This is a genomic window from Nocardiopsis sp. NPDC050513 (assembly GCF_044457925.1).
Lineage (GTDB): Bacteria > Actinomycetota > Actinomycetes > Streptosporangiales > Streptosporangiaceae > Nocardiopsis.
In genome coordinates, this window is record NZ_JBITHK010000007.1 from 322132 (window position 1) to 335115 (window position 12984).

Consider the following 12984-nt stretch of genomic DNA (forward strand, 5'->3'; position numbering starts at 1 on the left):
CCCGACGTCTGGCTGTACCCAGAGCCCGCCGCGATTGGGTAGGGGACCGTCATCGCCGGTTTCCAGCATCCACGTGGGGCAAGCCCTACCCGGCCCCTGCCGGATAGCACCACCGGGCCGGCCGCTCCAGCACCCGCTGACGGCCGATGCCCGCTCCTTGGGAAGGACCCTTAGTGAGCGACACCACCGAACTCCACACGGACGCGGCGGTCAACAGCAAAGCCACCACCGACGCCTCCGGAGCGGAGGCCGGCGCCGCGCCCACCGGAGCGTCGGCGTCGTCGCGGTCCCGAGCGACCTCGCGCGGGACCGGGCTCGCCGCCCAGAAGCTCCCCGAGCTGCAAAAGCTCGCGTCGAGCATGGGTATCACCGGTGCGGGGCGCATGCGCAAGAGCGACGTCATCGCCGCGATCGAGGCCAAGCAGGGCGGCCCCGTAGCCGCTCCGGCGAAGGCCAAATCGGCGAAGAAGACCGACACGGAGCCAACGGCCGGTAAGGTCGAGTCAACCGACGGCCCAGCCGTGACCACGACCTCCGCGACGTCGGACAACGGCGACTCCGCACGGACGGGTGCGGGCGACCGGTCGTCGGGCCAGGCCGTGGCCGACTCCCAGGGTGGGCGGGGCGAGAAGCCGTCCCGCAGCCGACGTTCGTCCCGCAGGCGCGGTGACGAGTCCGTTGACCAGCCCCGATCGGCGGACGGCACCGACTCCACTACCTCCGCGAGCAGCGTGACCAAGACATCCAGCACCCCCCAGAAGAACGGCTCCGACACCTCCGAGGACCGTGCGTCCGGGCAGGGTCGTGAGCGCCAGCGCAACCGCCGCAACCGCAACCGCGGTGGTGACGACCAGACCAACACCGGCGCCCAGCAGCAGGGCGGTGGCGGCCAGAACCAGGGCCGCGGCGGTGGCGGTGACGACGAGGACTTCGGCGGCGGCCGTCGGCGGGGACGCCGCCGGGACCGCCGGGACCGCCGCGGGCGCGGCGGTACCGGACAGGAGCAGGAGCCGGTGATCGGCGACGACGACGTCCTGCTGCCGGTCGCGGGCATCCTCGACATCCTGGACAACTACGCGTTCGTCCGGACCACGGGCTACCTGCCCGGGCAGAGCGACGTCTACGTCTCCCTGGCCCAGGTGCGCAAGCACGGCCTGCGCAAGGGCGACCACATCATCGGCGCCGTCCGCCAGCCGCGCGACGGCGAGCGCCGCGAGAAGTTCAACGCCCTGGTGCGCCTGGACTCGGTCAACGGGATGTCTCCCGACCAGGCCAAGGGCCGCCAGGAGTTCTCCAAGCTCGTCCCGCTCTACCCGCAGGAGCGCCTGCGTCTGGAGACCGAGCCGGGCGTTCTCACCACGCGCATCATCGACCTCGTCGCACCCATCGGCAAGGGGCAGCGCGGGCTCATCGTCTCGCCGCCCAAGGCCGGCAAGACGATGGTGATGCAGGCGATCGCCAACGCCATCACCGAGAACAACCCCGAGTGCTACCTCATGGTGATCCTGGTCGACGAACGACCCGAGGAAGTCACCGACATGCAGCGCACGGTCAAGGGCGAGGTCATCCACTCGACCTTCGACCGTCCGGCCGAGGACCACACGGTCGTCGCGGACCTGGCCATCGAACGGGCCAAGCGGCTCGTGGAGATGGGCATGGACGTCGTCGTCCTGCTGGACTCCATCACCCGCCTGGGCCGCGCCTACAACCTGGCCGCCCCGGCCAGCGGGCGCATCATGTCCGGCGGTGTGGACTCCACGGCCCTGTACCCGCCCAAGCGCTTCTTCGGCGCCGCCCGCAACATCGAGGGCGGCGGCTCGCTCACCATCCTGGCGACCGCGCTGGTGGAGACCGGTTCGCGCGCCGACGAGGTGATCTTCGAGGAGTTCAAGGGCACCGGCAACATGGAGCTCAAGCTCAACCGCGGTCTGGCCGACAAGCGCATCTTCCCGGCCGTCGACGTGGACGCCTCCAGCACCCGCAAGGAGGAGATCCTGATGTCGCGCGAGGAGCTGAACGTCGTCTGGAAGCTCCGCCGGGTGCTGCACGCGCTCGACACCCAGCAGGCCATCGAGCTCTTGCTGGAGAAGATGCGCGAGTCCAAGAGCAACGCCGAGTTCCTGATGCAGGTGCAGCAGACCACCGTCGGCCCCGAGCGCTAGACGTCGGTCCGCGTGACGGCCCCCTCCCGCACGGGAGGGGGCCGTCCGGTGCACGCCGGACGGTCCGGTCCCCGGCGGCCGGGAATCAGCACTGGTCCCGGTAGCGTTGAGGGTCTGGCAGACTGGTAGAGGGATCGGCCCGCCCCTCCGCGAGGGGCCCGCCACCCGACCACCTGGATCTACGCGGCACCGGTTCGCGCATGACCCACCACGTTCGCGCCGCCCCAGCGGGCGGTGCGGCTGGCATGCGTCCGGCGGTCGCCCTAGCTATGGAGAGCACATGAAGGCCGACATCCACCCCGAATACGTGCCGACCGAGGTGACCTGCACCTGCGGGAACAGCTTCGTCACCCGCAGCACCATCACCGAGGGCAAGCTGCGCGCCGACGTGTGCTCCGCGTGCCACCCGTTCTACACCGGCAAGCAGAAGATCCTCGACACCGGTGGCCGGGTCGCCCGCTTCGAAAAGCGCTTCGGCAAGCGCAAGTAGCGCCGCCCGCTCTCCCGTGGCGCCGGTCCGCTCGGACCGGTGCCACGGGACGGGTCCATCCCCCGACCGGGGGCACGGTGAGGCGAGGCGAACGAGTAAGACGGGGACGTGGCGGAAGTGAAGCTGGACGACCTTCTGGGGGAGTACTACGAGCTGGAACAGCAGCTCGCCGACCCCGAGGTGCACGCGAACCAGAACAAGGCGCGCACGCTGGGCAAGCGGTACTCGCAGCTCACCCCCATCATCGAGGCCTACCGGGCGCTCAAGGGGGTCGAGAGCGACATCGGGGCCGCGCGCGAACTGGCCGCCGAGGACCCCTCCTTCGCCGAGGAGGCCGACCGGCTGACCCTGGAGGCCGAGGCCCTCACCGAGCGCCTGCGCTTCCTGCTCGTCCCGCGCGACGCCGCCGACGACAAGAACCTCATCATGGAGGTCAAGGCCGGTGAGGGCGGTGAGGAGTCCGCCCTGTTCGCCAGCGACCTCGTCCGCATGTACCTGCGCTACGCCGAGCGCCAGGGATGGAAGACGGAGATCATCGACTCCAACCTCTCCGACCTGGGCGGGTACAAGGACGTCACGATCGCCTTCAAGAACAAGGGCACCCCCGAACCCGGCTCCGGCGTGTGGCCGCAGCTCAAGTTCGAGGGCGGGGTCCACCGCGTGCAGCGCGTGCCGGTCACCGAGTCGCAGGGCCGCATCCACACCTCCGCGGCGGGTGTGCTGGTCGTCCCCGAGGCCGAGGAGATCGAGGTCGACATCCAGGACAAGGACCTGCGGATCGACGTCTACCGCTCCTCCGGGCCCGGCGGCCAGAGCGTCAACACCACCGACTCCGCGGTCCGCATCACCCACCTGCCGACCGGCATCGTCGCCTCCTGCCAGAACGAGAAGAGCCAGCTCCAGAACAAGGAGCAGGCCATGCGCATCCTGCGCGCCCGCATCTACGCCGAGGCCCAGGCCAGCGCGGACGCCGAGGCCGCCGCGGAGCGCAAGAGCCAGGTCCGCACCGTCGACCGCTCCGAGCGCGTGCGTACCTACAACTTCCCGGAGAACCGCATCTCCGACCACCGCGTCGGCTACAAGGCCTACAACCTCGACCAGGTCCTCGACGGGGAGCTGGACGGAGTCGTCAAGGCCCTCGTGGACGCCGACACCAAGGAGAGGCTCGAAGCCGCCCAGTCATGAACTTCCTGCTCGACGAGGTCGCCCGCGCGACACTGAGACTCGCGGAGGCGGGTGTGGCATCGCCTCGCACGGACGCCGAGGAGCTCGCGGCGTTCGTGCACGGTGTCCGTCGAGGGGAACTGCACGCGGTGCGCGACGGCGACTTCGACGCCCGGTACTGGGAGTGCGTCGCCCGCCGCGAGGCGCGTGAGCCGCTCCAGCACATCACCGGACGCGCCTACTTCCGGTACCTGGAACTCCAGGTCGGCCCGGGAGTGTTCGTCCCCCGCCCGGAGACCGAGATCATGGTCGACTGGGCGATCGAGACCCTGCGCGCGATGGACGTCGCCGACCCCCTCGTCGTCGACCTGGGCACCGGCTCCGGCGCGATCGCGATCTCCATCGCACAGGAGGTCCCGCGCTCGCGCGTGCACACCGTCGAGATCGACCCCGTCGCCCTGGCGTGGGCCCGGCGCAACATCGACGCCACCGGCCACGCCGACCGGGTGGCCTCCCACCGCGGCGACATGCGCACCGCCCTGCCCGAGCTGAACGGCCGCGTCGACCTGTTGATCAGCAACCCGCCGTACGTTCCCACCCGGGAGGCGGGCGCCATCCCGCCCGAGGTGCGCGACTACGACCCGGCCCCGGCCCTGTGGTCCGGAGAGGACGGGCTCGACATGATCCGCGACCTGGAGGCGGTCGGCCGCCGCCTGCTGCGCCCCGGCGGCGCGATGGCCATCGAGCACCACGACGGCCAGGGGATCGACATCCCGTGGCTGTTCCCCGAGGACAAGGGCTGGCGCGACGTCCTCAACCGCAAGGACCTGGCCAGGCGCGACCGCTTCGTGGTCATGCGCCGTGCCGACGAGGACGGTTAGAGGAGTCCCCGCCGGTCCCACTCTCCACCCCCACCCGACCCGTTCGAGATTGAGGTGAACGCTGGTGAGCCGCATCTACGACTGCGCGGACGAGAGCGCCCGCAAGGACGGCGTAGCCGACGCCGCGTCCGCGGTACGCCGAGGCGACCTCGTCGTGCTGCCGACCGACACCGTGTACGGCATCGGCACCGACGCCTTCAGCCCGACCGCCGTGGCGAGTCTGCTGGCCGCGAAGGGGCGCGGCCGCGACATGCCGCCGCCCGTGCTCGTGGGATCCATGCGCGCGGCCATGGCGCTCGTCGACGACCTGGGCAACCACGGGCGGGACCTCATGGAGGAGTTCTGGCCCGGTCCGCTGACCCTGGTGTGCACCGCGACCCCGAGCCTGAACTGGGACCTCGGCGACACCAAGGGCACCGTGGCCGTGCGCATGCCGATGGACCCGGTCGCCCTGGAGTTGCTCAAGGAGGTCGGGCCGATGGCGGTGAGCAGCGCCAACAAGTCGGGGCAGCCGGCCGCCTCGCGTGTGGAGGAGGCGGTCGAGCAGCTCGGTGAGGAGGACGTGGCGGTCTACCTCGACGGCGGTGTGTGCGAGTCGCCCGTCGCGTCGACGATCGTCGACCTCACCTACGCGGTCCCGCGCGTACTGCGCACGGGAGCCATCAGCATCGAGCAGCTGCGCGGCGTGTGCGGCACCGTCATCGGCGAGCTCCGCAAGGGGCGGACCAAGCCGGGCAAGGACGAGGAGGCGCGGGTCTCCGAGGACACCGGGACCCCGGAGGGCGCCTCGTCCCCGGAGGGTGCCCCGGGTCCGGAGGGTGCCCCGGGTCCGGCCGAGACCGACGTGACCCCGGACCGTACCGAGAACTAGAGGGGCCCGGACGTGCGGGAGTACGCACTCACCTTCGTCATCGCCGCCGCGGTCACCTACCTCCTGGTCCCGTTGGTGCGCCGCGCCGCCATCGCGTTCGGTGCCACACCTCCGGTCCGCGATCGGGACGTGCACACCGAACCCATTCCGCGCCTGGGCGGGATCGCCATCTACGGCGGGTTCGTGGCGGCGCTGCTGATCTCCGCGCAGCTGCCGCACCTGCAGAACGTGTTCGTCGCCCACACCTGGCGGGGGCTGCTGCTCGCCGGCGGGCTGATCACCGTCATCGGGATCATCGACGACCGCTGGGGCATGGACGCGCTCAGCAAGCTGGCCGGTCAGGTCGCCGCGGCGGGGATTCTCGTCTCCCAGGGCGTCCAGCTGCTCTGGCTGCCGCTGCCCGGGACACAGCTCTCCCTCGGGCCGTGGCTCGGCGCGATGATCTCGGTTCTGCTCATCGTGGTGACCATCAACGCGGTGAACTTCGCCGACGGGTTGGACGGCCTGGCGGCGGGCATCGTCGGCATCTCGTCCCTGGCGTTCTTCGCGTACTACTACGTGGTCGCCGTGGAACAGGGCTTCGTGCGTCAGTCCTACCCGGCGATGATCGCGATCATCCTGGCGGGCACGTGCGTGGGCTTCCTCTTCCACAACTTCCATCCGGCGCGGGTGTTCATGGGCGACACCGGGTCGATGCTGCTGGGTCTCCTGCTGACCTCGATCACCATCACGGTGACGGGCCAGTTCGACGCCAACACCGCGCAGCAGGAGTTCAACTCCTCGGGCCTGGTGGTCTTCCTGCCCGTCCTGCTGCCGCTGCTGGTGATCGCCCTGCCCCTCTCCGACCTCGTGCTCGCGGTCCTGCGGCGCACCCTGGCGGGAAAGTCCCCGTTCGCCCCCGACCGGGGCCACCTCCACCACCGCCTGCTGGACATGGGGCACAGCCACGTGCGCGCGGTGCTCCTGATGTACCTGTGGGCGGGGATCGTGGCCTTCGCCGCCGTGTCGCTGTCCATCTTCGACTCCCCGGTCATCGTGTTGACGGTCACCGCTCTGGTCGCCCTGTGCGCGGCCGGACTCATCGCGCTTCCCCGACTGCGGCGCCGCGGTCTGCTCCCGTGGAGCGGTCGGCGCAGGGCGACCGCTTCGGGAAATCACCATCCGACATCCGATGGGTGAAGGAACGGTCACACCCGGGGTCGGGGTTCCACGAGGCCGGTGGGTCTGACCTGGGATGTCAGGCTCCGCGCGAGATGTGGTGAAGGTGACACGGATCCCGGAAAGCGTGCGCACAGCGGCCTTCGTGCAGCGTTAAGGGTGCGTTAAGGAACCCCGGGATTCGGCACCAAAAACCTTGTGATAGCTTTCACGAGCAGGATCCCACTGAACCCCACGGAGCTTTGTCATGCAGGAACACGACGCCCGGATTCTCCGCGGCGCCGCGCTTCCGACTGCCGTCGTCGGCGTGGTCGCGCTGATCGTCGGCTTCGCTCTGGCCGGGCCCCAAGGCCTGTTCGGTGCGCTCTTCGGCGTGGTGCTCGTCATCGGCGCCTTCGGCGTGTCGGCCTTCGTCATCTCCTGGACCGGCGGTCGCCGACCGGAACTGCTGCTCCCCGTGGCGTTCCTGGTCTACACGACCAAGCTCGGTATCCTGCTGGCCATCCTCCTCCTGTTCAGGGGCACCACGGCCCTGGACACCACCGTCTTCGGATGGACGGCGTTGGCGTGCGTCATCGTGTGGCTCGCGGCCCAGGCCGTGGCCGTGAAACGGAGCAAGCAGCCGACGATCGTCCCCGACGGGGAACAGGACGAGGCCACCGCTGAGGACAGCGGAGCACACCAGTGAACCCGCGCGGGCGGGGTGGTGTGCGCAGTCCGCTGACCTACTGCTATCTTCCGGAGCGAGATGAACGAGAACCGAAACGGGGACGACGAGGGACCGTCCACCCCGAACGGAACGACTCTCGTCTCGTATCTGCTGGGGGGCCTCGCCTTCTGGGGCGGCGTGGGCTGGGTCGTCGACTGGGCACTGGGCCTCTCCGCCCTGTTTCTGCCCATCGGGCTGGTCGTCGGCCTGGTCGGCGGGATCTACCTCATCTACGCCCAGCATGTCCGGTCCTGACCGAACATCGAGGTGCGCCCGTCCGCGCCGAGCGCGGCACCGTACCGATCACAACCCTGAGGATTGAGTTGCGTCACGACGAAAGGGATCGCCGTGGGTGCTGACGTGAGCGTCGTCGCGGCGTCCGAAGAAGGCTGCCACATTTTCAACGACTTCGGCTGTGGGTTCGAGGCTCCGACCACGAGTCTCTTCTTCCCCACACCGTGGCTGGAGTTCGGCCTTCCCGGGACCTCCGGCCTGAACAAGTACTACCTGGTCGCCGTCGTCGCCCTCCTGGTGGCCGCCGCCTTCTGGTACTTCACCACGCGCAAGGCCAAGGTCGTCCCCGGCCGCGGTCAGAGCATGGCCGAGCTGCTGGTCGGCTTCCTGCGCGACCAGGTCACGCGGACCGCCATCGGCAAGGAGGGGGACAAGTACCTCCCCCTGATGGTGACCCTGTTCCTCTTCATCTTCAGCATGAACGTCATGGGTCTCATCCCCGGCCTCCAACTGCCGGTGACCTCCAACCTGGCCTTCCCCGCGGTCCTGGCGATCATCATCTTCCTGCTGTGGAACTACGTCGGCATCCGCCGCCACGGGTTCGGCGGCCACTTCAAGGCCCGCCTGGTCCCCGGCGGCGTCCCCGCCTGGATCCTGCCGGTGGTCGTGCCGATCGAGGCGCTGTCGAACTTCCTCATCCGGCCCGCCACGCACATGATCCGTCTTTTCGCGACCATGTTCGCCGGGCACCTCCTGCTCGCGCTGTTCGCGGCCGCCGGGTTCTACATGTTCAACCCCACCTCCCCGATGGGCCCGCTCTTCGGCGCCATCTCGGTGGGCTACTCCGGCATCGCCCTGGTCGGCTTCCTGGTCTTCACGGCCTTCGAGCTGTTCATCATGGCGGTCCAGGCCTACGTCTTCGTCCTCCTGTCCTCCATCTACATCGGTGAGGCACTGGAGGGCGCGCACTAGGAGTCCGGCCGCACGGCCAACGACTCCGCGCACCCCAAGACCCCGTCCGATTCGTCACCTCACACCGGCGGCACCATCGTCGTCGGCGAGAAGTAAAGGGAAAATCAGCATGGACATCACCGGTAGCCTCAACACCATCGGTTACGGTCTCGCCGCGATCGGCCCCGGCATCGGCGTCGGCCTCGTCTTCGGTCTCGGTGTTCAGGCCATCGCCCGCCAGCCCGAGGCGCGCGGCGTCCTCCAGGGCCAGATGATCTTCGGCTTCGCGGTCATCGAGGCCCTCGCCATCCTGGGCTTCGTTCTCGCCTTCGCGCGCTAGTCCAACCCGGCAACAGAACGCGAAGGGGATGCCAACCGTGATTGTGGCAGCTGAACATGAGAACGTCCTGCGGATTCACTGGGACGAGTTCACCTTCGGTCTCATCGCCTTCCTCGTCATCCTCGGCGTCGTCTACAAGATGTGGCCGAAGCTGACGAAGGCGCTTGACGAGCGTGCCGACCAGATCGAGGGTGGCATCGCTCGCGCTCAGAAGGCCGAGGCCGAGGCGGACGAGATCCGCCAGCAGTACAAGGAGAAGCTCGAGGAGGCGCACCGCGAGTACGCCCAGGAGCTGGAGAAGGCCAAGGAGCAGCGCGCGGCGATCATCGCCGAGGCTCGCGAGGAGGCCCAGGCCGAGGCGCGTCGCATCGTCGAGGCCGCCCAGGTCCAGATCGAGGCCGACCGCCAGCAGGCGTTCCTCCAGCTCCGCGGCGAGATCGGCGCCCTGTCGACCGAGCTCGCGACCCGCATCGTCGGTGAGACCCTCAGCGACGACGCCGCGCGCTCGCGCGTGGTGGACCGGTTCCTGGAGGAGCTGGAGCAGAGCGAGGGCTCGACGCAGGCCGAGGTGCGCTGATGCGTGGTATCAGCCGTACCTCCCTGGCCGAGGTGACCCGGCGCCTGGACGAGAACGTCCTGGCGTCGGCCGAGGCCGGTCAGTTCGCGGTCTCCCTGGGCGGCGAGCTCTTCGAGGTCGTCGCCCTGCTGAGCGGCCAGCACTCGCTCCGCCGCTGGCTGGCGGACCAGTCCAACCCGGCCGAGGCCAAGACCGCCCTGGCCGGGCAGCTGCTGGAGACCAAGGTGTCGCCGTCCACGCTCATCGTGGTGGGCGACGTCGTCCAGCAGGACTGGTCCTCCGCGGCCGACATGGTCGAGGCCGTCGAGCGCATGGGCGTGTACGCCACCGTCGCCTCCGTCGAGGGCACGCGCCTGGACGAGCTGGAGGACGAGCTGTTCCGGTTCCAGCGGATCGTCGTCGCCCAGCCGGAGCTGCGCGCGGCGCTCACCCGTGACGGCGTCGCCGCGGGCACGCTGCGTTCGCTGGTGGAGAGCCTGCTCGCGGACAAGGTCAACGCCGCGACGCTGGCCCTGGTCAGCGAGGCGGTCGTCCGTCCCAGGGGACGTACGCTGGAGCAGGCGCTCGAACACTTCGGGCATCTGGTCGCCGAGCGGGCCCAGCGGTACATCGCCGTGGTCCGCGCCGCGCACGCCCTGAGCGAGGCCCAGCAGGAGCGCCTGCGGGCCGTGCTCACCCGGAGGTACGGCCGCGACATCCACCTGAACATCGAGATCGTCCCCGAGGCCCTGGGTGGACTCTCCATCCAGGTGGGCGACGAGGTCATCGACGACACCATCGCCGGGCGCATCGCTGAGGTCCAGCGCCGTCTGGCTGGCTGACACACGCGAACACGCAAGGCAAGCACGCACGGCGCCGGCCCGGCGCCATTTGAGAGCAAGGACAACGCAGAGATGGCGGAGCTGACGATCCGGCCGGATGAGATCCGGGACGCGCTGCAGCGCTTCGTCCAGTCGTACGAGCCTGACGCCACCCGCGCGGAAGAGGTCGGAACCGTCACCTACTCCGGTGACGGCATCGCCCGCGTCGGTGGCCTTCCCTCGGCGATGGCGAACGAGTTGCTGAAGTTCGAGGACGGCACCCTGGGCCTGGCCCAGAACCTGGAGATCGGTGAGATCGGTGCTGTCGTGCTGGGCGACTTCACCAGCATCGAGGAGGGCCAGAAGGTGCGCCGCACCGGCCAGGTCCTCTCGGTGCCGGTGGGCGACAACTTCCTGGGCCGTGTGGTGGACCCCCTGGGCGCCCCCATCGACGGCAAGGGCGAGATCGAGACGACCGAGCGGCGCGAGCTGGAGCTGCAGGCCGCGACGGTGATGGAGCGCAAGCCGGTCCACGAGCCGCTCCAGACCGGCATCAAGGCGATCGACACGATGACCCCGGTCGGCCGCGGACAGCGCCAGCTGGTCATCGGCGACCGCCAGACCGGTAAGACCGCGGTCTGCATCGACGCGATCATCAACCAGAAGGCCAACTGGGAGACCGGAGACCCCGACAAGCAGGTGCGCTGCATCTACGTCGCGATCGGCCAGAAGGGCTCGACGATCGCCGGTGTGCGCGGCGCCCTGGAAGAGGCCGGCGCGATGGAGTACACCACCATCGTCGCGGCTCCGGCGTCCGACCCCGCGGGCTTCAAGTACCTGGCCCCCTACACCGGTTCGGCCCTGGGCCAGCACTGGATGTACGAGGGCAAGCACGTCCTCATCGTCTTCGACGACCTGACCAAGCAGGCCGAGGCCTACCGCGCCGTGTCCCTGCTGCTGCGCCGCCCGCCGGGCCGCGAGGCCTACCCGGGTGACGTCTTCTACCTGCACTCCCGTCTCCTGGAGCGCTGTGCGAAGCTCTCCGACGAGATGGGCAGGGGCTCGATGACGGCTCTGCCGATCATCGAGACCAAGGCGGGCGACGTCTCGGCGTACATCCCCACCAACGTCATCTCCATCACCGACGGCCAGGTCTTCCTGGAGAGCGACCTGTTCAACCAGGGTCAGCGCCCGGCCATCAACGTCGGTGTCTCGGTCTCCCGAGTCGGCGGCGCGGCGCAGACCAAGGCGACCAAGGGCGTCTCCGGCACGCTCCGCCTGAGCCTGGCCCAGTACCGCGAGCTGGAGGCCTTCTCCGCCTTCGGCTCCGACCTGGACGCGGTCTCCAAGCAGCAGCTGGAGCGCGGCGCCCGGATGATGGAGCTGCTCAAGCAGGGCCAGTACTCCCCGTTCTCCATGGAGAAGACGGTCGTCTCCATCTGGGCCGGCACCACCGGCAAGCTGGACGACGTTCCCGTCGAGGACGTGCGCCGCTTCGAGGAGGACTTCCTGGCCTACCTCGACCGCGAGCACGCGGGCGTCCTCGCGAGCATCCGCGACACCGGCAAGTTCGAGGACACCGACAAGAAGACCCTCGAGGGCGCCGTCGAGAAGTTCAAGCAGGGCTTCCAGACCTCCGCAGGCACCATGCTCGGCACCGCCGAGGCGCTGGACGAGGAGAAGGTCGGCCAGGAGACCATCAAGGTCGCCAAGGGCGGGAAGTAACCCATGGGTGCACAGCTTCGCGTCTATCGCCGGAGGATCCGCTCGACCAAGTCGATGGCGAAGATCACCCGCGCGATGGAGCTCATCGCCACGACGCGCATCACCAAGGCGCAGCGTGCGGCTGAGGCTGCCGGACCCTACGCGCGGGAGATCACGCGGGCCGTGTCGGCCCTGGCGGCACGCGTCAGCGACCACCCGTTGCTGACGGAGTCGGAGCAGCCCACCCGCGCGGCCGTCCTCGTCATCACCAGTGACAAGGGCCTGGCCGGCGCCTTCTCGGCGAACGTGCTCAAGGAGGCGGACGCCCTGACCCAGCTCCTCAGGGAGCAGGGCAAGGAGGTCGTCACGTACATGGTGGGCCGCAAGGGCGCGATGTTCTACAGCTTCCGCGACCGTCCGGTCGAGGCGAGCTGGGAGGGCATCACCGAGCGGCCGACCTACGCGCACGCCCAGGAGATCGGCTCCGCGCTGCTGGAGCGGTTCACCGCGGACGCGGCCGACGGCGGCGTCGACGAGATCCACGTGATCTCGACGGAGTTCGTCTCCATGCTGACCCAGCGCGCGCACACCGTCCGCGCCCTCCCGATGGAGGTCGAGGCGGTGTCGCGGGAGGAGCTGGAGGCCGAGCAGGGGCCGCTGTCCCTGTACGAGTTCGAGCCGTCCGCGGAGGAGGCCCTGGACCGGCTGCTGCCGCAGTACGTCCACAACCGGATCTTCTTCGCGCTCCTGGAGTCCGCCGCGTCCCAGCAGGCGTCCCGTCGCGCGGCCATGAAGGCCGCGACCGACAACGCCGAGGAGCTCGCCAAGAACCTGACCCGACTGGCCAACCAGGCGCGTCAGGCCGAGATCACCAACGAGATCAGTGAGATTGTCGGCGGTGCCGACGCGCTCGCTGCTGCCAGCGCGGGAAGTGAGTAACAAA

Annotated in this window: 14 protein-coding genes; all 14 read left to right on the top strand. The window is 69.4% G+C overall.

Annotated elements, in window-relative coordinates:
* Window positions 1-173 precede the first annotated feature (173 nt).
* The 14 genes from rho (at window position 174) to ACIBFB_RS15590 (ending at window position 12980) form a co-directional block, all read left to right on the top strand.
* Window positions 174-2162 carry a transcription termination factor Rho gene (gene rho / locus ACIBFB_RS15525; protein ID WP_397230478.1) on the top strand — a complete coding sequence of 663 codons (1989 nt, stop codon included), beginning with the start codon at window positions 174-176 and terminating at the stop codon, window positions 2160-2162.
* A gap of 280 nt (window positions 2163-2442) precedes the next feature.
* Window positions 2443-2652 (top strand): 50S ribosomal protein L31, encoded by a 210-nt coding sequence (rpmE, locus tag ACIBFB_RS15530; RefSeq protein ID WP_075927055.1) that lies wholly within the window; start codon window positions 2443-2445, stop codon window positions 2650-2652.
* A gap of 117 nt (window positions 2653-2769) precedes the next feature.
* A complete protein-coding gene (prfA, locus tag ACIBFB_RS15535) occupies window positions 2770-3837 on the top strand; it encodes a peptide chain release factor 1 (RefSeq protein ID WP_397230616.1) in 1068 nt (355 codons plus the stop codon).
* Window positions 3834-4697: a peptide chain release factor N(5)-glutamine methyltransferase gene (gene prmC, locus ACIBFB_RS15540; protein ID WP_397230480.1), complete on the top strand. Its 864-nt coding sequence runs from the start codon at window positions 3834-3836 to the stop codon at window positions 4695-4697. Before prfA ends, prmC begins: the two co-directional genes overlap by 4 nt.
* Before the next feature lie 64 nt (window positions 4698-4761).
* Window positions 4762-5568 carry an L-threonylcarbamoyladenylate synthase gene (locus ACIBFB_RS15545; RefSeq protein ID WP_397230482.1) on the top strand — a complete coding sequence of 269 codons (807 nt, stop codon included), beginning with the start codon at window positions 4762-4764 and terminating at the stop codon, window positions 5566-5568.
* Between the two features lie 12 nt (window positions 5569-5580).
* Window positions 5581-6747: an MraY family glycosyltransferase gene (locus ACIBFB_RS15550; RefSeq protein ID WP_397230484.1), complete on the top strand. Its 1167-nt coding sequence runs from the start codon at window positions 5581-5583 to the stop codon at window positions 6745-6747.
* 226 nt (window positions 6748-6973) lie between these two features.
* Window positions 6974-7414 (top strand): hypothetical protein, encoded by a 441-nt coding sequence (locus tag ACIBFB_RS15555; RefSeq protein WP_358565804.1) that lies wholly within the window; start codon window positions 6974-6976, stop codon window positions 7412-7414.
* 60 nt (window positions 7415-7474) lie between these two features.
* Window positions 7475-7690 (top strand): hypothetical protein, encoded by a 216-nt coding sequence (locus ACIBFB_RS15560; RefSeq protein ID WP_075927052.1) that lies wholly within the window; start codon window positions 7475-7477, stop codon window positions 7688-7690.
* 93 nt (window positions 7691-7783) lie between these two features.
* Window positions 7784-8641, top strand: a complete 858-nt coding sequence (atpB, locus tag ACIBFB_RS15565) for a F0F1 ATP synthase subunit A (protein ID WP_397230487.1) — start codon at window positions 7784-7786, stop codon at window positions 8639-8641.
* A 109-nt stretch (window positions 8642-8750) separates the two neighbouring features.
* Window positions 8751-8960, top strand: a complete 210-nt coding sequence (gene atpE, locus ACIBFB_RS15570) for an ATP synthase F0 subunit C (protein ID WP_397230489.1) — start codon at window positions 8751-8753, stop codon at window positions 8958-8960.
* Between the two features lie 28 nt (window positions 8961-8988).
* Window positions 8989-9537: a F0F1 ATP synthase subunit B gene (locus ACIBFB_RS15575; RefSeq protein WP_397230491.1), complete on the top strand. Its 549-nt coding sequence runs from the start codon at window positions 8989-8991 to the stop codon at window positions 9535-9537.
* Window positions 9537-10358, top strand: a complete 822-nt coding sequence (locus tag ACIBFB_RS15580) for a F0F1 ATP synthase subunit delta (RefSeq protein ID WP_397230493.1) — start codon at window positions 9537-9539, stop codon at window positions 10356-10358. Before ACIBFB_RS15575 ends, ACIBFB_RS15580 begins: the two co-directional genes overlap by 1 nt.
* Before the next feature lie 72 nt (window positions 10359-10430).
* Window positions 10431-12062, top strand: a complete 1632-nt coding sequence (gene atpA / locus ACIBFB_RS15585; protein WP_397230495.1) for a F0F1 ATP synthase subunit alpha — start codon at window positions 10431-10433, stop codon at window positions 12060-12062.
* Between the two features lie 3 nt (window positions 12063-12065).
* The gene (locus ACIBFB_RS15590; protein WP_397230497.1) at window positions 12066-12980 is read left to right on the top strand and encodes a F0F1 ATP synthase subunit gamma; all 915 of its coding nucleotides are present in this window, start codon (window positions 12066-12068) and stop codon (window positions 12978-12980) included.
* Window positions 12981-12984 lie beyond the last annotated feature (4 nt).